This window comes from Mesorhizobium maamorense, from assembly GCF_044998965.1.
Taxonomy (GTDB): domain Bacteria; phylum Pseudomonadota; class Alphaproteobacteria; order Rhizobiales; family Rhizobiaceae; genus Mesorhizobium.
This window is the reverse complement of the sequence record NZ_CP173356.1, coordinates 6479916-6500425: the sequence shown is the minus strand read 5'-3', so window position 1 is coordinate 6500425 and position 20510 is coordinate 6479916. Positions and strand designations below refer to the sequence as shown.

Sequence of the window (20510 nt, the reverse complement as noted above, 5' to 3'; positions counted from 1 at the left end):
TCCGAGAAACTGCTCGCCGATCCGATATCCACATAACCATCCGCAGGCTCGGGCGCTCAGCTCACCGGCTGCAGCGGATCGCTGCCGATCTTGGACAGCAGGATCACCGCCTGGGTGCGGCTGTCGACGCCGAGCTTCTGCAATATCGCCGAGACATGCGCCTTGATCGTCGCCTCGGAGACGCCGAGCTCATAGGCGATCTGCTTGTTGAGAAGGCCTTCCGCCAACATGCCGAGCACGCGGGTTTGCTGCGGCGTGAGCGCCTGCAGGCGCTTGATCAGGTCCGATATTTCGGGGTCGCGCTCGACACCGAGATCGATGCCGGCCGGTGCCGCGATATCGCCCGCAAGGACCGATCGCACGGCGTCGCGGATTTCCTCCATGCTGGCCGATTTGGAGATGAAACCGGACGCGCCGAGGTCGAGCGCGCGCCGGATGGTCGCCGGGTCGTCATGGGCGGAGACCACCACCAGCGGCGCCGCCGGATGGATGCCGCGCAACGAGATCAGGCCGGAAAGGCCGCTCGCGCCCGGCATCGACAGGTCGAGCAGCACCAGATCGACCTCCTCGTTGGCCACGACCAGCGCCTTGGCGCTTTCGAAATCGCCGGCTTCGTGAATAGCGGTGACATTGCCGATGCCGGCAAGCGCTTCGCGCAACGCACCGCGAAACAGCGGGTGATCGTCGGCGATGACGAAAGAATAGCCTGATGGCAAATATCCCTCCCCGGATCCCTTGATGGTCTTCTGTTTTCTCGGGACCTGATGCAACGATTATGAGGCGCTTCGCGCTGTTTTCAAGCAGCAAAGCCGGCGCACCGGATTTCCCCAGACGGCCTGTCTTCAGGTCTTCTGCGAGTTGGGTTTGGCGCCGTCGCCGCTGTCCTTGTCCATATCTTTGACGATGCCCATGAAGCCCTTCAGGAAACGCTCCATGTAGCTCATCGTCTTGTTGAAATCCTCCTCGCTCGGCAATGTCGATTCGAGGCGGGCCGAGAGCGAATTCTCGAGCCTGGTGACGCGCTCGTCCATGGCTTTCATCGAAGTTTGCAGGCGATCGACCTCGTCCTGGAAGGCAGCGCGTTCATCGGCCGCCATCTTGCAGACGAGTTGGCCGGAGCGCTCCTCGCAGATCGACATCGCGCCTGTCTGCGTGTCCATGCGGACATAGCCGTTGGCGGATTTCTCCAGACGATAGCGGTCGGTCTCCTCGGAAAAGGCGGACGCCGCGACCAGCGAAACGAGCGCGGCGGGGATCAAGATGTGCTGCAGACGCATGTTGTCCTCCATGGCCAAAGCCTGAGATATCGCATGTTTGCGCCGGAAATGGGGAAGATCCTTGGCACGGCCTTCCCCGCACGGCTGGTTCGGACTATAGCGCAACCATGTCTCAGATTATCTACAAGATAACCCCGGAAGGGCCTTGGCGCGAGGCCGAAGCGAACGGCCGCTTCACCGGAGCGCCGATCGATGTCGCCGACGGCTTCATCCATTTCTCCACGGCGGCACAGGTCAAGGAGACGGCGGCGAAACATTTTGCCGGCCAGGCGGGGCTTCTGCTGGTTGCCATCGACGGGACCAGCCTGGGCGATGCGCTAAAATACGAGGCCTCGCGCGGCGGCGCGCTGTTTCCGCACCTCTACGGCGTGCTCGACCTGAAAGCCGTGCTGTGGGTCCGGCCGCTGCCACTCGGCGCCGACGGCACCCACCAGTTCCCGGCGCTGGAGGCCGAATGAGCGTGCTCGACCGGATTGGCCAGAAGCTGCTCTTCACGTTCGACCCGGAAACCGCGCATGGCCTGTCGATCGCGGCGCTGCGCTGCGGCCTGCCGGTCGGCTCACGGACGGCGCGCGATGCGCGGCTGAAGGTCAGCCTCTGCGGCCTCGATTTCCCCAATCCGCTCGGCATGGCTGCCGGTTACGACAAGAATGCCGAGGTGCCCGATGCGCTTCTCGGCCTCGGCTTCGGCTTTGCCGAGGTCGGCACGGTCACGCCGTCGGCGCAGCCTGGCAATCCGAAGCCGCGCATCTTCCGGTTGCCGGCGGATGAAGCGGTGATCAACCGGCTCGGCTTCAACAATGAAGGCCATGCGGCCGCCGAGAAACGCCTGGTCGGCCGCAAAGGGCGCTCCGGCATCGTCGGCGTCAACATCGGCGCCAACAAGGACAGCGCCGACCGCGTCAACGACTATGAGCGCGGTGTCATCCGCTTCGCGCCTTACGCCAGCTATCTCACCGTCAATATTTCCTCGCCCAATACGCCCGGCCTGCGCACCATGCAGGCGCGCGAACAGCTCGGCGAGCTGTTGTCGCGGGTCATGGCCGCGCGTGCGGCGGCGGCAAGGCAGCCGCCGGTGTTTCTCAAGATTGCGCCTGACCTGGTCGAAGCCGAGCTGGAAGACATCGCCGCCGAGGTCACCCATAAGGCAATAGACGGCATCATCGTGTCCAACACCACCATTTCTCGCCCGGCGCTACGCTCCAGCGGCGCGGCAAGCGAGACCGGCGGGCTTTCCGGCCGGCCGCTATTCGAGCGCTCGACCATCGTGCTGGCCCGTATGCGCAGGCTGCTGGGGCCGGACATGGCCATCATCGGCGTGGGTGGGGTCAACTCCGCCGAGACTGCGCTGGAGAAGATCCGCGCAGGCGCCGATCTCGTCCAGCTTTACACCGGCATGATCTATGCCGGGCCGGCGTTGCCGGGGCGCATCGTCGCCGGCATGGCGCGTTTCGCCGAGACGGAACGGCTCAACTCCATCAGCGACTTGCGCGACCGCCATCTCGACCAATGGGCTTCAAGGCCGCTCAACTGAACGCCGTCCGCAGCCGCAGCCGCAGGATGGCCAACAGGCTGAGGCCACGCACCAGCAGGAAGACATGCAATGCCGCCCACAGGCCATGATTGCCGAAAGCAGGCGCCAGCGTAATCAGCGCGGCCGCGAAGGCCAGGAAAGACAAAAGCATCATGTTGCGCATGTCGCGACCAGGTCGCGCCGATGAAGACGCCGTCCATCTGGAAAGCCAGCACGCCGCTTAGTGCGGTGAAGGCCGCCCAGGGCAGGTAGGTGTCGGCCACCGAGCGGACTTCCTGCGACGTGGTGACGACGGCAACCAGATTGGCACCGGCCAGCAGAAGCACCAGGGTTGCGGCGCCCGCCAATCCGAAACCCCAGAACAGGGTCAACCGCACCGCGCGCCGGAACGGGTGCTCAGCCCGCGCACCGACGGCGCGGCCGGCGAGCTGTTCCGCGGCGGTGGCGAAACCGTCGAGGAAATAGCCTGCGACGAGGAAAAAATTCATCAGCACGGCGTTGGCGGCCAGCGTAACCGTGCCGAATTGCGCACCCTGGCGGGTGAACAGCGCAAAGGCGGCAAGCAGCGAGAACGAGCGGATCATGATATCGCGGTTGAGCGACAGCATGCGCAGGAACGCGCTCATGTCGAGCAGGCGTTGGCGTGGCACGGGCGGGCTTGCCCTGAACCGCCTGATGACGATGGCGAGGCCAAGCAACATGGCCAGGAATTCGCCGGTGACGGTTGCCCATGCGACGCCGGCGACGCCCCAGCCAAGCTCCAGGCCAAGCAGGATGCAGAGCGCGATGTTGATGCCGTTCAGCACCAGCTGCAGCACCAACCCGAGCCCGCCCTCGCCTCGGCCGAGGACATAGCCGAGAATGGCGTAGTTGATCAGCGAGAAAGGTGCCGCGAGCAATCTGATGCCGATATAGACGCCCATCGCCTCGCTGACGCGCGGCCCGGCATCCATGAACCACCGCCCGCCGGCCGCGATCAGCGGCGAAAGCGCCGCCAGCACGATGCCGGCGACAACAGCGATCAGCACCGCGCGCCAGAACACCGCCTGTTCCTCCAGCGCGTCGTTGCGCCCGAAAGCCTGGGCGACCAGACCGGTGGTGCCGGAGCGCAGGAAATTGAAGGTGGTGAAGACGACGTCGAAGACCAGTGCGCCTGCCGCCAGGCCGCCAAGCAAGGCGGCGTCGCCGAGCTGTCCGACAACAGCCGTATCGACCATGCCGAGCAGCGGCGTCGTCAGGTAGGCGAGCGTCATCGGCACGGCGATGACGAGCACCGTGCGGTTGGTGACGACAAAGGATCCGGGAACGATTGGGGATCCGGCGTCGGCTGGGATTGCACCCTTCTCCAAAGAATTGCTGCCTTGCTGATTGCGGCTTGATCGAACAGCCGGTGTGCCCCATTTTCCGGCCACCGCGCAATCCACCCTTGCCATGGCGGCCAACCGAAATTCCGGTCTGGCGCGAGCCGCCGGATCCGGTTCATGTCCCTCCAGATCGTCCATCATCCCGACTACGACGCCGGCTTCGCCGTCAACCATCGCTTTCCGATGAGCAAATATCCGCTGCTGATGGAGGCCTTGCACGCACGCGAACTGGCCATGCAGGGGGCGCTCAGCATGCCGGAAGCGGCGCCGGCGCCATGGCTGAAGCTTGCCCATGCGGCCGACTATGTCGACCAGGTCATCAGCTGTTCGGTGCCGGACAAGATCGAACGCGAGATCGGCTTTCCGGTCGGCCCACGCGTCTCGCTGCGCGCCCAACTCGCCACCGGCGGCACCGTACTGGCGGCCCGGCTGGCCTTGCGCCACGGCATCGCCTGCAACACCGCCGGCGGCAGCCATCATGCGCGGCGCGCGCAAGGCGCGGGCTTCTGCACCTTCAACGACGTCGCCGTCGCTTCGCTGGTGCTGCTCGCCGAAGGCGCGGCGCGGAACATACTCGTGGTCGATCTGGATGTGCATCAGGGCGACGGCACGGCGGACATCCTGGCCGGCGATCCGCGCGTGTTCACCTTCTCCATGCATGGCGAGCACAACTATCCCGCGCGCAAGATCGCCTCCGACCTCGATGTCGCACTGCCCGACGGCACGGGCGATGCCGCCTATCTCGAAAGGCTGATCGCCATCTTGCCGGAGCTGTCCGCCCATGCGCGCTGGGACATCGTTTTCTACAATGCCGGCGTCGACGTCCATGTCGAGGACCGGCTCGGCAGGCTGGCGCTTTCAAACGACGGGCTTCGTGCCCGCGACGCCATGGTCATCGGTCACTTCCGCTCGCGCGGCATCGCGCTATGCGGCGTCATCGGCGGCGGCTATTCTACCGACGTAGCCGCGCTCGCGGCGCGCCACGCCATTCTGTTCGAGGCGGCGGCGGACTACGCCTGACCGCTATTTCCTGTAGTTGGCGATTCTGAGCAGGATGAACGCCGGAACCACGATCGCCGCACCCAGCAGAATATAACCCAGGAAGCGGTCGATGGCATGGAAGCCCAGATTCCAGAGATCCAGGAAGAATTTGCGGATGCCATAGAGCACGTCCATCGGCGACCAGCCGAAGGCGGTCATGACGAGGCCGACGAGGAACGACACCACCAGCAACTTCAGGAGTACCCTGAGCGGGGTGTCGCCGAGAAAGCGCGTCAATGCGGACAAGACCTGTCTCCGGCTCTGATCGCCCGATTCGGCGACAGGATCAGAAATACGCACTTGGCCGCCCCGCTTCAAGCCGGGCGGGCCAAGGCTCTGAACCTGGCTGACAAAGCCTATGACGGCCGGTCCGGCGGTGCCGCCGGCTTTTCATGATAGGAATTTTTTCCTTGACGGGGTGAAGGCAACTATGGTAGATATTTGGCTATGGTGCTGAGTTGCGCCAGGGACCCGCCGCACAGGCGGGTTTATCCGTTCAAGGCTCCGTCAACAGCGCACCGTCGAAGGCTCCGAAGGAACTCGTTAACGCGGATCGTGCCCCGGTACCAAGCCGGCGACCATAGGCGCATGGCAGGCGAGCAGCCGGCGGCGGCTGATCGCGGCCGGCTTATCTGTTTTCTAACCAATTGCCGCTATTGCCATTCCTGGAGCGGGAGCTAGGCTTTGATGGAAGCGGAAAAAATCGGCGCGCGCCGCGCGGTCATGCTTTCGGTTGTCGTGCCGTGCTATAACGAGCGGGACGGCGTGGCTGAGCTTCACCGACGCGTCACCGCCGCTTGCCTGGCGCAAAACCCTTCCTACGAGATCGTGCTCGTCATCGACGGGGCGACCGACGGCACCCGCGAGGCCGTTTTCGAACTGGCGCAAAAGGACGACCATGTCGTCGCCATCGACCTTGCCCGCAACTATGGCCACCAGATCGCGCTGAGCGCGGGGCTGGAGTTCTGCCGGGGCCAGCGCATCCTCATTCTCGATGCCGATCTCCAGGATCCGCCTGAACTGCTCGGCGCGATGATGGCGAAGATGGATGAAGGCTTCGACGTCGTTTACGGTCAAAGGGCCAAGCGTGATGGCGAAGGCTGGTTCAAGCTGGCTTCCGCGTCGATGTTCTACCGGCTGCTGCGCCGGATGGTCGACGTCGAGATCGCGCCGGACACCGGTGATTTCAGGCTGATGAGCCGCCGCGCCCTCGACCATCTGAACGCCATGCCGGAGCGCTACAGGTTCATTCGCGGCATGGTGAGCTGGATCGGGCTGAGACAGGCCGCCTTCTCCTATGAGCGGCAACGGCGTTTCGCCGGCGCCACCCACTATCCGCTGAAGAAAATGGTTCTCCTGGCTGTCGACGCGATGACCAGCTTTTCCATCGCGCCGTTGCGGTTTGCCTCGCTTCTGGGAATGCTTTCCGGCGCGCTGGGGATGGTCGTGCTCGGTTATACGCTGCTCGAATGGTCGCTGGGAAACGTCCTGCCGGGCTGGACCAGCCTTGCCGCGATCATGCTGATCCTGGGCAGTGTTCAGCTTCTGGTGCTCGGCATATTCGGCGAATATCTCGGCCGGATGTACATGGAGACGAAGCGGCGGCCGCTCTATTTCGTCAACGAGATCGTTTCGCGAAGCGATGTGGCCGTCGAAAACCAGGACCTGCCTGTCCACCGCCTCCAGGAAATGGTGAAGAGAGCCGCGCGTGGCTAAGGCCACGATCGACCGGCCGCGACGGGACCTCTCGACCGGAACGAACGCGAAATGGCCGGGAGCCGCGACATGAACCAAGCCACGGCAATCGCGATGGCTACGCCGTCGCTCGAGGATGCACAGCGCAGCAGGCTGTTGTTCTGTCTTTTCTGCGCCTGCACCGTTGCCTACGTGCTGATGAGGCATGCCAACTCCCTCCTTCTGGATCCTGACAGCTGGTGGCAGGTGAAGGTCGGGCTGGATTTCCTGGCGAACCGGACATTTCCGACCGTCGACCCCTATTCCTATACCTTCGCCGGCCAGCCCTGGATCGCCAAGGAATGGCTGGGGCAGGTGCTTCTGGCGCTCGCCTATAGCGCCGGTGGCTGGAATGGCGTCGTCACGCTGATCATCGCCACGATCGGCCTGACAGTCTTCCTGATGGGATGGTTCCTCAGCGCATGGCTGAAGCCGGTGTTAGCGGTGGTGCTGGCTTTCGTCGCGGCTTTCCTTGTCGCCCCGATCTATACGGCGCGCCCCCACGTCTTCACTTTGCCAATCATCGTCATTTGGACGGCAATGCTGTTTCGCGCGGCGCAGGAGGAAAGAGCGCCATCCCCGTGGCTGCTCGCGCTCGTCGTGTTGTGGGCGAACCTGCATGCCACATTCACCTTGAGCTTCGTCATCGCCGGCTTTGCCGGTCTGTATCTCCTGTCGCGCATAGGCCTGTCGAAACCGGTTCTCCTGGCGAAATGGGTCGCGTTCGGCCTGCTCTGCCCAGTGGTCAGCCTGGTCCATCCCTATGGCGTCAAGGCCATCCTGGCGACGCTTACCGTCGCCTATGGCAACGAGGCGGTGCCGCTAATCCTGGAATGGCGGCCCTTCAACGCCCAGGAAGAGCTCATCAAGGAAGCCGTGATGCTGCTGGCGCTTTTCGGGCTGTTGGTGTCACGGCTGCGGATCGGCTGGGCCAAGGCGCTGTTCATCCTCTTCACCCTGCATGCCTATCTCAGTCACCAGCGGTTCATGTACCTGTTCTTCCTGCTGGTTCCGCTGGTGATCATGGCTGAGGTCGCACAGCAATATCCCGCACTTTCAGCCGCGACCTGGCTGGCGCAAAAGCGCGACGGATTGGAAAATTTCTTCGCCAGGCATTACTACGCCATCTCAGGCGCGGTGGCCGTCCTGCTGATCGGCGCGGTCTCGGTCCTCGGCAGCGTCCAACAGATCGCGCCGAGCCCGAAGACGTCCGCCAGCGGAGCACTCGCCTTCGCAAGGGATCAGCAGCTGTCCGGCAACGTGCTGAATTCCTACAATTTCGGCGGCACGCTGATCTTCCACGGGATCAAGACCTACATCGACGGCAGGACGGACCAGCTGTTCCTGGACGGGTTCACGAAAGCCGACGACGCGACCGGACACAGTGACGGCAAACCACTGCTCGAGGCCCGGCTGAAGAAATACGCCATAGGCTGGGCGCTGCTGGCGGCCGGCGACACCCGCATTCCCTTCTTCGAGGAATTGGGCTGGAAGCGGGCCTACGCGGACGAATACGCCGTGATCTACCTGCCCGGCGCCTGATCCGCGGCGCCAGCCCAAACCGGCTTCGGCCCTCCAGCATTCGCCTTGACACCGATGTTGCGGTGCAGCAAATTGCACCGGAGAGGACGAACAAAGTGGGATCGAGAATCAAGGCTTTCTCGCATCGCGGCAATGCCGCCGCATGGGCCGGTGAACCGGGTGCGCCACGACTGCCGCCGGCCATGGCGCGCGAACCGGCCGCATGAACTACAGACGCGACATCGACGGCCTGCGGGCCATAGCGGTGCTGCCTGTCGTCCTCTTTCATTTCGGCTTGTCCGCCATCCCAGGCGGCTTCACCGGCGTCGACATCTTCTTCGTCATATCGGGCTATCTGATCAGCGGCAGCCTGCTCGACGATCTCGAACGCGGCCAGTTCTCGATCGGCCGCTTCTATTGGCGCCGCGCGCGGCGCATCCTGCCGGCGCTGACCTTCGTCATCGTGCTTGCAAGCATTGCCGCCTGGTTCATCCTTTTGCCGTCGGACCTGCACGAATTCAGCCTCAGCGTCATCGCGGCCTCGACCTTCTGGTCGAACATCTATTTCTGGAAGACGACGAACTATTTCTCGATCGACGCCGAGCTGCGGCCGCTGCTGCACACATGGTCGCTCTCGGTCGAAGAGCAATATTACATCTTCGCGCCCATACTGGTGTACCTGATCTATCGCTATGCCTCGAAACGCTGGCTGACGATATTGCTGCCGATCGCGATCGGCAGTTTCGCCCTGGCGGTCATGGCGACCTCGATGGCGCCCACGGCGGGTTTCTACCTGTTGCCGACGCGCATCTGGGAACTGGCGCTGGGGGCCATGCTGATGCTGAGAAAGCCGCCGGCACTTGCCAACCGGCCGGCAATGGAACTGATCGGCCTCGCCGGCTTTGCCATGGTCGCCTTCGGCTTCGTCACGATTTCAGAGAGCGACCCCTTTCCGGGCTACAATGCCTTGTTCCCCTGCATCGGCACCGCCCTGCTCATCTATGCCGGCCACGAAAGGGCGGGCGAACAGGGGCCGGCAACCATCGCCACGCGGGTGTTGCAGTTTCCGCCGCTGGTCTGGATCGGCCTCATTTCCTATTCGCTCTACCTCGTTCATTGGCCGATCAATTCCTTCGTCCATTACGTTTCGCTGAAAGCCATCGGCGTGCCGACGATCATCGCCATGACCGTGGCAAGCTTCGCCCTGGCGGCGTTCTCGTGGAAATATGTCGAGCAGCCGTTTCGGCGGAAACGGGCCTACACCGCACCGCTGCCTATCTTCGCCTTTTCCGCGACGGCAATCGTCCTGCTCTGCGTCGGCGGCGTGGCCGGGGCGCTCGGCAACGGTTTTCCGGAACGCTTCCCGGACTTTTCAACGGAACGGATCCAGGTTGGCGACTGGCGCAACGGCATCTGCTTCAACGAAGGCTCGAACCGGATCGAGGACTGGAACCTTGCCGCCTGCACCCGAACGAGCGGCTTTGCCACCAATGTGCTGTTGTGGGGCGATTCCTTCGCCGCCCACTATGTCTCGGGACTTGAAGCCAACGCCCAGAAAATCCAGGCTAACGTCATCCAATACACCTATGCCGGCTGCCCCCGGACCTGACCTATTTTTCCTATGCCCGACCTGCCTGTACCAGCTTCAACGAGCGAGCCCTGTCGATCATCCGCGAAGCCAACATTCAGGCCGTGATCCTGAGTGGCCGATGGACCGACTACGAGGTCAGGGGCTTCGGCGGTCTCCAGAAGACGATCGACCGGCTTCGCCAGATGGGCGTCAAGGTCTACGTCATCGGCCAGTCTCCCGAATTCATCGCCGACGTCCAGAAAATCGCCTTCTTCGCAAGACGAGGAGATACCGCGAACATGTCCTGGCCGATGGCCATGGATCCGGACATCAACAAGCGGGTTCTGCCCTTCGTCAAAGGCGCTGACTTCATAGACCCGCTGACCTATTTGTGCGACGCCGCAGGCTGCTCGTATGCCGATGCCGGCAACAAGCAATTTCTCTATTTCGACTATGGTCACTTCTCTTCCGCGGGCGCAGCACTCGCCATCTCGAGATACTGGCCGAGCTTTGCAGCCGGCACCGAGATCGCGAAAGTGAGATAGCAGACGGAACCGGCATGCGGCGCGCCGGTCGCTGGGACGGTACCGTGTGGAAAGTGAGCCGCTTTGCGATTGCCCGATGGCCAGCCCTCATGGTAACGAGGCTGCTGCGCGGGTATGATGTAATGGTAGCCTGTCAGCTTCCCAAGCTGAACGCGCGGGTTCGATTCCCGCTACCCGCTCCAGCATAAGCCGCAAGGATTCGAGCTTGGAGGCGCCCGCGATCGAGGTGGGCGGTTTTACAGGTAGTTTTACAGCCTATGTTCTCGATCTGACCTCGTTGAGCCTGCGGATCTTCTCCTTGATCGCAGCACCGCGACCAACGTAGCGGCGAATGATCCGCTCAACGGTGTTCTCCTCCCATGCCATGATCTCGGCGATCTCGCGCGCGGTGAGACCGGCAAGGTAGAACTTCGTCGCGGCAGTGCCGCGCAAATCGTGGAAGTGCAGATTGTCGCCTTTCGACCAGGCCTCCTCCTTCGCCGTGTCGAACGCCTTGGTGAGACTACCCGGCGCCCAAGGCCCTTTCTTGCTGTGCGTCAGGATGACCGGAGAGCGTTTCGGTATGCGCGCGAGGACGTCACGCAATTCTTGGTAAAGCGGGATGATCGCCTCGCGGCGGCGGCCGCTCTTGCCCGTGGGAATGACGATCGCATCCTCGCCGACGTGGGACCAGGACAGTCGAAGGAGATCTCCGGCGCGGAGGCCAGTATGGGCCGCCAGGTCGATGGCGTGCGCAATCTCGACTGAGCACGTCTTCTTCAGATGCGCAATATCGCCATCCGTCCAGATGATCTCTGAGCGATCATTGTCCGAATGGTTGTAGATCTGCTTGATCCCCTCGCACGGGTTGGAAGCGATCTTTCCCAGCGGATCGACAGCGTAGGAGAGCACGCGGGACAATACCTGCATGCCATAGTCCGCCGTCCGGGGCTTCTCAGCATATTTGGCTCGCCATTGCCGGATGATCGGCCTGATCCTCTCAGGCCGATCGAACTGCGCGATCCGCAACTCGCCGAAATGGTCGGCGATGCGGTCAAGCCAGGGTCCCCAGTTGCGCCGCGTTGAGTGGGCAAGCTTCTTATAATCGGGGCTGGCCTTGTAAAGCGCCACCAGGGATCGGAAACGACTGTTGTCGGGTGTCGTGACGCTGTCGATCGCTTGGTTGTATGAAGCGACGAATTCAGGGGTTCCAGGTTCACCGAGAACCCGCGGACCGCCACGCCAGGCATACCAGTAAACCCTCCCCTTGGATCTGACCCGGTGAAGGCCTTTCAGTTCAAGCGTGACCATGCTTCGCCTCGAATTCGGCGAGCTCGCGATCAAGATGGTCGTTATCGCCGTAAGAGCCGGCAATGCCGGAGAGGCTATCAAGCAGACGGTCGAGCACCGCCTTATCCCAGACTTTGCGGCCCAGGAATCCAATTGGCTGGGGCGCCAAGCCGTTCTTCACAAGTTTGTCGAGATGTGCGGGGCTCACGCCCAGATATGATGCCGCTTCCTTGCGGTCGAAGCACCTGCGTTCATTTGCAGGTAGGGCGTGAATGAGGGAGGCAACGATCTGCATGGTGTTCAGTTGGAGCGGAGCTTCATCGTGCACATTGGTGTGAGAGAGAAGAGGAAGCGTTGACGGGATGCTCGCGGTGATACGCAATTTTACCTATAGCGAAATAGAAAGCGGACTGCACTTTACGCAGCGTCAATTAGGTTCAAATCGAGATTGGAATAGGTCTGCCATGTTAATCCAACTCGAAAACCTGCTCTGGAGAAATCCGGGGAATGGCCAGCATCCGCCGAAGAGGAACAGTGCGGTGGATCCCCATGGGAGACCATCGAAGTCCTAGGTGCGGTATCGAGATGCGATGGGGATGCGTTGGGGCACCACCGATGTTTGGGGTTCCAATCCTCCTCTCGCGGTCGTGCGCAACCTAAAGTTGATTTCGTATGTTGACACTACAACCGATTTTCTTGGCATTTCCAAGCAAAACTGTCAACATTCCAAGGCAAAGCGACCGAAAATGCCAATTTGAAGCGTTCCGCTGTCAACTTCTCCGACAACAAAAAGCCAATGATTTCAGTCCCAGGTTGACAGAGTTTTACATTATATTGGCACCCGGAGCCCGAAATGAGCTTTTTCGCCGGTCTGTCAACATCGCAAACTGCTGATGGACCTGGCAAAGAGCGCACCGGCAAGCGCATTGAGCGACGAGATCGCGCTTGACGCCCCAAGCAGCGCGAAACTGTCGAAACCGCTGCTGACGTTGCCCGCGAGGAGGCACAACGCCTTACCCTGCAAGGCCGAATATGTATTTTCAGCCACTGGGGCCTCGAGCGGGACGACTAGCTGCCCCGCCTCCGAGCGACGGGCTTCCAACAGTAAGATTCTGTTGTGGTGGAGGCCATATCTCGACACAAGCGATGTATCGATAGAACGCCCTAATTCGGCAAAGGAGGCATTTCGGCCTGCCTTCGTCCTGCTTCGATGCCGAATTCAGTCCGCTTACCTCCCATGGAATAAAGCGGGAAGGAAAGGCGGCGACACCAGCCAGCCTCAGCCGCCGGGTGGCTTAGAGATCGGCCACGTTTCAGTGGTCGGTCTGCCCCCGCGCCACTTAGTGGCGAAAGTCGCCTTTCTGCAGGGGAGCTCTCAGGTACCTCCCGAGCAAACGACAGTCACTGACTGCGACGAGGTCTCAGGAACTCACCGGCGACGACCTGTGTGTCGCCCCGACGTGTCCTGCACGCGTGCACTCGCAAAGGGAGATGCCCAGCGCTTAGTTCAGTTGTCGCCAGCAGGGGTTAGGCCAGTGAGGATCGTGAGATAGCGCTTTGCAGCATTTAACGACCATTTGTCTGAACGAGGGCCTTTGAAGCCGAGATCGTTAAGGCGATGCATGAGGGCAGAAGGCGACAGCTCCGCGCCGCGTGGTAGCTCCGCTTTCATTACGTCCACAATTGGCTTTATTTTGTTGGCAGTGTGCAGAGCTCTCTGCCTGTTTGCGGCGACACCAGCTGCCGGACCGCGAGTAATGCTTCCTGCAGGCCTTCTCTTCAGGCCCGCAGAAATGGCTAGGCCGCGCCTACGACGATCAATCGACATGCCTTCGATTGCATCTCGCACGCTTTGTCCGAGATTGTGCCAGCAGTTATTGTTGGAGGCGTCGCGAACGGCTAGATCCAAGCCATCGAGATAGGCCACGCATTTCGAGTACTTATCCCTTGGCACGCGGCTGAGCAGCTCAATTAGCCCGCCAACCAAAAGCTCGGCGCTTCGCAGTTAGTTCGAGCGAGCCCCTGCCGGCATGTCGGATCAACTGCAACGACCGTGGATGGGGCAGACCAACGAGCTTTCCTTCAGGACGACCAGCCACAAATTGCCTGAGCCCCGGCAAGCCAGGGGGAACTATCTTCGGCACAGTCACCAGAAAGAACGCCTAGCGCCGCTTCAAACCGGGTGCTTAGGCTGCCTCTATCTGACCTCATGGGATAACGATGATCGCACCGCGCAATACCCCGGTCTAGCCGCTTTGGGCAATCCCAAGCCACAGCGTCGTTGCGCAGGCGGGCGGTCAGTGCTGGAGGCACTTGCGGCCGATTGCCATTGCCTTGTAAGTGCCCTTCAGATCGACGACAAAGGTCCCCTTGGTTTCCGGGAACACGATCATTTTATATTTCTTCGCCACGTCGCGCTTGAATTTCGGGTCGTCTGTCAAGATGTAGCCGCCGGAATATCCGCCCTTGAGTTCGCCGCTCGTGCTGGTGGCCACACCACTATAAAGATGGCCGGCCATGGAGACGAAGATTTGCGATTGGTTGCCGTTCCGAAGGCCGATATCCATCTTCGTGAACACGCCAAGATACCCGACCTCCTGATTTGCGGTAACGCCCATTTGCACAGCACTTGGGCCATCCTGGCGCACGATCAAGCAATCTCCGCGAGTTTTATTTGCATAGACAGTCCAGCCCTCGATGTCGTCCCCGTATCGGACAAGCACGTCGCTGGCCTTGGGCAGGGGATTTTGATTTTGTGCGTAGGCTGCCATCGGGGATGACAGTGCCACTGACGTTGCTGCGATGAGTGTCATGAAGTTTCGCATAAATACTCCCCCCGTGTGATTGGAGTGTGATTGGAATTTCGGCACCCGCTCAAAGTGCTGCCGTTCCGCCCTTGGGGGAAGGTAACTAACTGTATGCTACCCGTGTTAGATCGATCGAGGATTTCCAACCCAGCTTTCCTGGGCGACCCGATATCGGCGTACCATAACGTTAGTTATGTCCCCTCCGCGGATTAGTTGGCCAATCTTTCGCCTTAGGCCCAGGCCGGCCGCTGTTTAGACCTGCCGGTTCGCCTTTTCCCGGTGCGAAGACGTAGATCATCAAGGTGTTCGGCGCTGCAGCGCCCGAACAGGAGGAACTTCATGAAAGGCAACTGGATAGACGAGCTTGACGTCGAATTCTTCATCGGCTCGCTAAAGAAAGCCGGCCTCGCCAATACCGACTGACCGTAATTCTGAGGTAGGATACAGTTAGTTACCTTCCGCAGCGAGCGGCATTGCCTCAGCTTAAGTGGGTGTCGAAACGTTCTCGTTGAACGCGTATTTGCTCCACTGGAGCCTTAGTTCGACACGACATGGAAGCCTGGCTCTAAAGACGGGCGCACTTGGCCTCACGCGGGGACAACAATGCTCAATATTGTCGCGCTCATTACCCTGATCATTGTGCTTTTGCTGGTCGCCTACGGTGCGGTTGCGGTTTGGGCAATCCCTTATGAGATCGCCAAGGCCCGCAATCACCCCCATCAGGACGCTATCGGGGCTGCGACCTGGGTCAGCCTTTTCACCTTGGGTGCGCTGTGGCCCTTCCTATGGATCTGGGCGTTTCTCTATCGCCCAGATCGCGGCTGGGGAGTTTCACCGACCACAGTCTCAGAAACCTCCGGCGAACTCCTCGAACTCGATAGACGCGTTTCAGCGCTTGAACGCGCACAGCAGATCGTGAGGTGACACCATGGGCGCGCTGCTGCTCCTCGGCTACGCTGCGGTCTGCGTTCTCATCTTCAAATTCCTTCGTGTGCCCGTCAACAAATGGACGGCGACCACCGCATGCCTAGGAGGTGTGGTTGTCGTGGGCGGCCTGTTAGCGACCCTGAATTACAATCACCCGTTCACGACGCAAGGACGCCTCTATTTCTTCACCACGCCCATCATTCCCGAAGTGAAAGGCCGTGTGGTCGAAGTCCCGGTTGAACCAAACGTTGCCCTTAAGAAGGGTGACGTCCTGTTCAAGATCGATCCGGAGCGTTACAAATTCGTCGTTGCACAGAAGGAAGCGGCGGTCGCAGAGGCGGAGCAAGGTGTCAAGCAGCTCAAGTCGACGCAGGACCAGGCTACCGCCAGCGTTGCGAAAGCTCAGGCTCAGATCGATCTGGCCCAGCAGACATTCGATCGTCAGACGGAACTGCTTGTTAATAAGGTGGTTGCGCAGGCTACCGTCGACACGGCGTCTCACAACCTTGAGGCGGCAAACCAATCATTGGCAGAGAATCAGGCGGCGCTGGAACGAGCTCGATTGGCATATGCGTCCGAGATTGGCGGCGTAAACACGACGGTCGCCAGACTGACGGCTGACCTAAGCGATGCCAAATACGACCTCGACCAAACCACGGTTAGAGCACCGACTGACGGCTATGTTACGCAGCTCTTCCTCCGCCCTGGCATGATGGCAGGAACGGCACCGGCCATGATTTTTATCCACCAGGGCGACAGAATCTTCGCAGCAGCCTTTCCGCAGGCTGTCGTTCAACGCCTGACGCCTGGCGAGGAAGCAGAGATTGCATTCGACGCTATTCCTGGGAAGGTATTTGAGGGCAAGGTCAGCCTGCTTGTCGACGCGGTTTCGCAAGGTCAGTTGCAGGCGAGCCCCACCCTTCTCAATCCTGAGGATCGCGGACAGACACAAGGTGTCGCCCTTGTGGGTATCGATATCACCGACGATGTTTCAGGTTACCAGCTGCCTGCCGGAGCAACAGCTCAGGTGGCCGTATACAGCACGCACTTGGCCTCGGTGGCGGTTCTTCGGCGCATTCTGCTGCGCATGAAAAGTTGGATGAACTATATTGTTTAGCTGATCGGAAGCCACGTCCGTCGGTGCGCGTGCAATGTCCAGGATAGCTTGGAGCCTTTCATGCCGGACAATGGCGGTTCGGCCACGACAGCCGACGTCGGGACGTTGTCGGTGCTGCGCTCGGGCGTTTGATTGCCTTGACGAGGACCAATTTCGATAGCGCCGACTGCGACATGACAAGTCGCTTGCAAGATCGCTCCCGGCGTCGGCTGAAGGCAATTCAGATCCGCCAAAGCCAGTACCTCAACAATCGGATCGAGCGCATACGACCGATGCTCGGCTTCAAGTTGACGGCCGCCGCCTCCACCTCCTGTCCGGTATCGAAATGGTCCACATGATGGCGCAAGCGACAGGCGAGGTCCGCCTTCAATCCGAACCCGTCCCTGGCCGAGCAGTTCGCCACTCTCGCTGCAGCATGAGACGATCAGCAAGCCAGCCTTTCGGCGGCCGCGATGAATTTGCAACAGAACCGTTCTGGTTGATCGTGACATAGCTGTGGCAGCGAGGCCCGGATTGGCGACAGGACGTGCGGGGTCAAATTTAAGCTAGTCACCTGTCAGTTGCCATTTTTCATCGGGATTGAATTGCTTTATCGCGCCAACCACAGCCTCCGTTTTCGGACCCAGGTCGGCCTCATAGACAATGCCTTGCTGATTGACCACAAAGGTCTTGACGCCGGTTTCGGCATATTTCACTGGCCAGGCCAAAAGCGCGAAACCCGCGATCATGTTGCCGTTGATGATGTAGTTGTAGGCACCACCGGCAATATTCTTGCCTTGCCCGGCCAGGATACGGAAGCGATAGCCAAAATAGCCATCGCCTTTCTTCGCCTTGTCGAGAGCTGCCTGGTTGATGAAGTCGCCTGCCGGACTGACGCCATGGGCTTCATCGGGCGGCCAGTATAGTCCGTCGGCCTGGCCCTCGCTGCTGGACAGCTTCTGTGCGTACTCCAGGACGCCATCACCATCGCGGTCTTCCGCAGCATAATCACGCTGGGCGTCCACGTAGGAGCGGACAGTTTCGATCGCCGCGATCTCATTTTCGCCGACGCGACGGTTGGTGATCTCTTCGATACCAGCATAGGTATCGAAGGCCCACTTGCCGTCCTTACCCTTGGTGATAGGGAATGGCAGCGTCCATAGCTTGTCGCCAATATTGAGTTCCTTGCGGTCGCCAAGATCGCGCACGATGACCGTCTTGGCAGCGCCCTGCTTGATCTGCGCGTAGGTATCCATCACGCCTTCGCTTGTCCGCAGCTTCGCGGCATCCAGCCCAAGCAATGCCGCCAGTCCATCGAAATCGTCCTTCGTCAGGACCGATTTGAACGCATCCACAGCCGCTGAGGCATCATCGAAAACCGGTGGATCTTTTTCGGCCACATAGTCCGACAGGCTTTGCACCTCCTGCGCGCTGACAAAATTTGTAGAACCTGCGCCAATGCTCAAGATCATTCCGGCACCGAGCAGCGAATGCAGAACAAGACTCCGGGCACACGTTTTCATGGTCGGTTTCCTCTCGCCAAAGTTTTAACGCCTGCGCCCGCCACCGCCGCGCCCGCCACCGCCCTGCCTGCCGCCGCTCGGCCTGATCATCTTGTGACCGCCGCCGCCGCTGCGAATTCCGCCTCCCATGCTCCTCGCACCGCGGTTGGAGGCAATCTGCTGGCGTTTTCCGGAGTTGACGTTGCCAAGGCCCGAAGGCTTCCTCGGCCTGTTGTCCACTCTCGCTGCCGGCTTCGGCTTGCCAACCGCGCGATTGATTTTCCCTGACGCCTTGGCGGCAGGGCGGTCATTCTTTCGTGCCGAGGCAATTCGCTTGGTGTTGGTTGGCTTGTTGAAATCCGGCCTCGACGCCGGGGGCCGGTTTTTCAAACCCTCTCTGATTTCGCGTTGGCGGACGTCCTTCACCTTGCCGGATTTTCCGGCAAGCGTGCTCGCTCGGTCCCTTTTAAGATCGGACGCCTTGTTGCGCATATTGTTGCGATCGTCCGACTTGACCCGGTCGCCGATCTTCGTTTTGTCGATGTTGGCGAATTGGTTCTTGTCGAAATTTAACTTCGAACGGTCGACGTTTTTCCAGTCGACGTCGTTGAAATTGACCTTGCCGTTTATATTATTGAAGCAATTGTTGCAGTCGATGTCGACATCGTTGCCGTTCCAGCGGCCGCCCCAAACACCCCAGTCATTCCAATCCACTGCCGCGGCCCAGACGGCGCCAGTCACGAAGGCCGCGAAATAGGGCGCAGTGGGATAATAGTAGCTTGGGTAGGGATCGGGATAATAGGAGATCGGAGCGACCGGATAGTCGGTCGCATAGAGCATTTGCGGCTCATACCGTGGAACATAGATCGTGTCCGCGCTCGCGGATTGGATGACGACATTGTCGTTCTCCTCGACAACCTTGATCTTGTCATCGGACTTGATCACGCCTTTGGCGACAGCCGTGTCGCGCAACTGCTGAATGGCGACCAGAACATCTTTTTGCTGATACGTCAGGGCGTTGCCAAGCGCCTGGGTCCACTCCAGATCGTCACTCATCATCCTGACAATGTCGGGATAGTTGAGCAGCGAGATGACGCTGCCGTCCCAGCTCTCCTTCGGTTTCAAGCTTTTGTTCTTGGCGATCTGATCCAAGAACCGGCTCGCCTCCACGATCTGCAGTGGATAGAGCGATGCTTCGGAAATCACTGCGACAAGTTCGTCGGGATAGAGCGCAATTCGCGCTACCAGGACTTCGAGCTCATCTTCGTCGAGCGGTTCTGGAGCTTGGGTGGCCGCTGCGCTAGCTGTAGCAGCGGCTTGATCCTGGGCAATCGCGAAAGAGGCCGGACAGGAGCACATCAAGAACGCCATTACGGCCACAGTGCCAACAGGCCAACGCGGAAACTTGATCTCCATTGTCGTGCCTCCAAGGTATGTGAGCCTGGTTGTCAGCGATGTTCTGTTGCCAAGTCCAAGCGAACTAATTCTCTTGGCGCATTAGCTGCCGAGGGGCAACGTAAGTTACTGTATGTCACGTTCCCAACGGGGCGAAACATCCCAGGGGTCGGCTCCCCATCAACAGTTCCTCCGTGAACCAATAGCGCTCTGACACGCGGCGCAGATGAACGGCCTTCATCGAACAGGCTCTATTCGGCTGCTTCGGCCGACCGGCACCGTTGTTGACGATCTCGCAGTTACCTTGCTTCCAATCGATCGATATGGCGAGAGGTCCGACTTGACCGCGCCGACAATGTCGAGCGGCGATTGCTGCAAACCGGCCGAGCAAACAGTATTCGCTCGACCCAAATCGCCCCAATGCGCGGGTCCGGTTTACCTTCGTAGCTCCAATGGGCACTCTCCGAGGCAAAGCTAGACTTGGCGGGCTTGAAATCGCCAATTGATTTTACCGGGTAGCATACAGTTACTTACCTTTCCCAAAGACCAGAAAGGCAGCAGTTTCAGCGGGCGTCGATGGCGGAAGGCGAGGATCTCCCGCCCGCCCGTGAGAGGCGAACGGTTACGAGTGGAATGGGTACGCAAAGTTCCTGCGTGGGTGGAATGAACCTGCATTCGGGGAGGTAGCGACTAATGTCGGGCCATGCATCCTCGCCCAAGGCTATCGCGGATCCCGTCGTGGACATCACGGATATGTTCGCGTTCCGAGTCCCCAACGGTCCGGCACTCTGGTCTTGGTGCTGAATGGGTTTCCGTTCGCCGGAATATCGGCACTTTTTTCGGACGCGGTCGACTACCGCGTCCGTCTGCGACCAGTGGCGATCACCTCGAGCGGGCCAGGATCGGTGTTTGCCGTCCTCGGGACTGT

The 20510-nt window shown here is 60.5% G+C and carries 16 protein-coding genes, 1 tRNA gene and 3 pseudogenes; 10 read left to right on the top strand and 10 right to left on the bottom strand.

Annotation, left to right across the window (positions count from 1 at the left end; all coding sequences use genetic code 11):
- Positions 1 to 56: 56 nt before the first annotated feature.
- Both ACIU1A_RS32285 and ACIU1A_RS32280 read right to left on the bottom strand, forming a co-directional pair.
- Positions 57 to 716, bottom strand: a complete 660-nt coding sequence (locus ACIU1A_RS32285; RefSeq protein ID WP_140513279.1) for a response regulator transcription factor — start codon at positions 714 to 716, stop codon at positions 57 to 59.
- A 126-nt stretch (positions 717 to 842) separates the two neighbouring features.
- Entirely contained in the window at positions 843 to 1277 is a 435-nt protein-coding gene (locus ACIU1A_RS32280; protein WP_140496589.1) for a hypothetical protein, read from the bottom strand.
- Between the two features lie 107 nt (positions 1278 to 1384).
- Between ACIU1A_RS32280 and ACIU1A_RS32275 the strand changes: the two genes are divergently transcribed.
- Positions 1385 to 1735 (top strand): DUF952 domain-containing protein, encoded by a 351-nt coding sequence (locus ACIU1A_RS32275; RefSeq protein WP_140496591.1) that lies wholly within the window; start codon positions 1385 to 1387, stop codon positions 1733 to 1735.
- Positions 1732 to 2811: a quinone-dependent dihydroorotate dehydrogenase gene (locus ACIU1A_RS32270; protein ID WP_404926193.1), complete on the top strand. Its 1080-nt coding sequence runs from the start codon at positions 1732 to 1734 to the stop codon at positions 2809 to 2811. The genes ACIU1A_RS32275 and ACIU1A_RS32270 overlap by 4 nt, the downstream gene beginning before the upstream one ends.
- Here the strand turns inward: ACIU1A_RS32270 and ACIU1A_RS32265 are convergent.
- Positions 2804 to 4160, bottom strand: a pseudogene (locus ACIU1A_RS32265) (MATE family efflux transporter). The gene ACIU1A_RS32270 and the pseudogene ACIU1A_RS32265 overlap by 8 nt on opposite strands.
- A gap of 132 nt (positions 4161 to 4292) precedes the next feature.
- On the opposite strand from ACIU1A_RS32265, the gene ACIU1A_RS32260 reads away from it, so the two are divergent.
- Positions 4293 to 5195, top strand: coding sequence for a histone deacetylase (locus tag ACIU1A_RS32260; RefSeq protein WP_140513273.1), 903 nt, complete (start codon positions 4293 to 4295; stop codon positions 5193 to 5195).
- Positions 5196 to 5198: 3 nt separating this feature from the next.
- On the opposite strand, the gene ACIU1A_RS32255 is transcribed toward ACIU1A_RS32260, so the two are convergent.
- Positions 5199 to 5462, bottom strand: a complete 264-nt coding sequence (locus ACIU1A_RS32255) for a DUF6460 domain-containing protein (RefSeq protein WP_140496599.1) — start codon at positions 5460 to 5462, stop codon at positions 5199 to 5201.
- Between the two features lie 441 nt (positions 5463 to 5903).
- On the opposite strand from ACIU1A_RS32255, the gene ACIU1A_RS32250 reads away from it, so the two are divergent.
- The 4 genes and pseudogenes from ACIU1A_RS32250 (at position 5904) to ACIU1A_RS32235 (ending at position 10768) form a co-directional block, all read left to right on the top strand.
- Positions 5904 to 6932: a glycosyltransferase family 2 protein gene (locus tag ACIU1A_RS32250; RefSeq protein WP_140564793.1), complete on the top strand. Its 1029-nt coding sequence runs from the start codon at positions 5904 to 5906 to the stop codon at positions 6930 to 6932.
- A gap of 69 nt (positions 6933 to 7001) precedes the next feature.
- A complete protein-coding gene (locus ACIU1A_RS32245) occupies positions 7002 to 8492 on the top strand; it encodes a hypothetical protein (protein ID WP_404926192.1) in 1491 nt (496 codons plus the stop codon).
- Between the two features lie 202 nt (positions 8493 to 8694).
- A pseudogene (locus ACIU1A_RS32240) lies at positions 8695 to 10586 on the top strand (acyltransferase family protein).
- Between the two features lie 108 nt (positions 10587 to 10694).
- Positions 10695 to 10768, top strand: a tRNA-Gly gene (locus tag ACIU1A_RS32235).
- Positions 10769 to 10841: 73 nt separating this feature from the next.
- Here ACIU1A_RS32235 and ACIU1A_RS32230 read toward each other — a convergent pair.
- From ACIU1A_RS32230 to ACIU1A_RS32215, 4 genes are all read right to left on the bottom strand, one after another.
- Positions 10842 to 11876: a tyrosine-type recombinase/integrase gene (locus ACIU1A_RS32230; RefSeq protein WP_404926191.1), complete on the bottom strand. Its 1035-nt coding sequence runs from the start codon at positions 11874 to 11876 to the stop codon at positions 10842 to 10844.
- The gene (locus ACIU1A_RS32225) at positions 11863 to 12237 is read right to left on the bottom strand and encodes a helix-turn-helix transcriptional regulator (protein WP_404926190.1); all 375 of its coding nucleotides are present in this window, start codon (positions 12235 to 12237) and stop codon (positions 11863 to 11865) included. Before ACIU1A_RS32225 ends, ACIU1A_RS32230 begins: the two co-directional genes overlap by 14 nt.
- A 1125-nt stretch (positions 12238 to 13362) precedes the next feature.
- Positions 13363 to 13782: a hypothetical protein gene (locus ACIU1A_RS32220; RefSeq protein WP_404926189.1), complete on the bottom strand. Its 420-nt coding sequence runs from the start codon at positions 13780 to 13782 to the stop codon at positions 13363 to 13365.
- Between the two features lie 370 nt (positions 13783 to 14152).
- Positions 14153 to 14680, bottom strand: a complete 528-nt coding sequence (locus ACIU1A_RS32215; RefSeq protein WP_404926188.1) for a hypothetical protein — start codon at positions 14678 to 14680, stop codon at positions 14153 to 14155.
- A 585-nt stretch (positions 14681 to 15265) separates the two neighbouring features.
- Here ACIU1A_RS32215 and ACIU1A_RS32210 point away from each other — a divergent pair.
- From ACIU1A_RS32210 to ACIU1A_RS32200, 3 genes and pseudogenes are all read left to right on the top strand, one after another.
- Complete coding sequence (locus ACIU1A_RS32210) at positions 15266 to 15586, top strand: DUF3302 domain-containing protein (RefSeq protein WP_404926187.1); 321 nt, start codon at positions 15266 to 15268, stop codon at positions 15584 to 15586.
- A gap of 4 nt (positions 15587 to 15590) precedes the next feature.
- Positions 15591 to 16706, top strand: a complete 1116-nt coding sequence (locus tag ACIU1A_RS32205; RefSeq protein ID WP_404926186.1) for an HlyD family secretion protein — start codon at positions 15591 to 15593, stop codon at positions 16704 to 16706.
- Between the two features lie 167 nt (positions 16707 to 16873).
- Positions 16874 to 17125: pseudogene (locus ACIU1A_RS32200) on the top strand (IS6 family transposase); the annotation flags it as partial.
- 126 nt (positions 17126 to 17251) lie between these two features.
- Here ACIU1A_RS32200 and ACIU1A_RS32195 read toward each other — a convergent pair.
- Both ACIU1A_RS32195 and ACIU1A_RS32190 read right to left on the bottom strand, forming a co-directional pair.
- Entirely contained in the window at positions 17252 to 18157 is a 906-nt protein-coding gene (locus ACIU1A_RS32195) for a DUF2950 domain-containing protein (protein ID WP_404928050.1), read from the bottom strand.
- A 75-nt stretch (positions 18158 to 18232) separates the two neighbouring features.
- Positions 18233 to 19603 carry a DUF3300 domain-containing protein gene (locus ACIU1A_RS32190; RefSeq protein ID WP_404926185.1) on the bottom strand — a complete coding sequence of 457 codons (1371 nt, stop codon included), beginning with the start codon at positions 19601 to 19603 and terminating at the stop codon, positions 18233 to 18235.
- Positions 19604 to 20510 lie beyond the last annotated feature (907 nt).

Coding starts and splice junctions, on each gene's coding strand:
- ACIU1A_RS32195 (WP_404928050.1), bottom strand. CDS start 18,157: ATGATCTTGAGCATTGGCGCAGGTTCTACAAATTTTGTCAGCGCGCAG.
- ACIU1A_RS32280 (WP_140496589.1), bottom strand. CDS start 1,277: ATGCGTCTGCAGCACATCTTGATCCCCGCCGCGCTCGTTTCGCTGGTC.
- ACIU1A_RS32230 (WP_404926191.1), bottom strand. CDS start 11,876: ATGGTCACGCTTGAACTGAAAGGCCTTCACCGGGTCAGATCCAAGGGG.
- ACIU1A_RS32190 (WP_404926185.1), bottom strand. CDS start 19,603: ATGGAGATCAAGTTTCCGCGTTGGCCTGTTGGCACTGTGGCCGTAATG.
- ACIU1A_RS32275 (WP_140496591.1), top strand. CDS start 1,385: ATGTCTCAGATTATCTACAAGATAACCCCGGAAGGGCCTTGGCGCGAG.
- ACIU1A_RS32250 (WP_140564793.1), top strand. CDS start 5,904: ATGGAAGCGGAAAAAATCGGCGCGCGCCGCGCGGTCATGCTTTCGGTT.
- ACIU1A_RS32270 (WP_404926193.1), top strand. CDS start 1,732: ATGAGCGTGCTCGACCGGATTGGCCAGAAGCTGCTCTTCACGTTCGAC.
- ACIU1A_RS32245 (WP_404926192.1), top strand. CDS start 7,002: ATGAACCAAGCCACGGCAATCGCGATGGCTACGCCGTCGCTCGAGGAT.
- ACIU1A_RS32260 (WP_140513273.1), top strand. CDS start 4,293: ATGTCCCTCCAGATCGTCCATCATCCCGACTACGACGCCGGCTTCGCC.
- ACIU1A_RS32210 (WP_404926187.1), top strand. CDS start 15,266: ATGCTCAATATTGTCGCGCTCATTACCCTGATCATTGTGCTTTTGCTG.
- ACIU1A_RS32215 (WP_404926188.1), bottom strand. CDS start 14,680: ATGCGAAACTTCATGACACTCATCGCAGCAACGTCAGTGGCACTGTCA.
- ACIU1A_RS32205 (WP_404926186.1), top strand. CDS start 15,591: ATGGGCGCGCTGCTGCTCCTCGGCTACGCTGCGGTCTGCGTTCTCATC.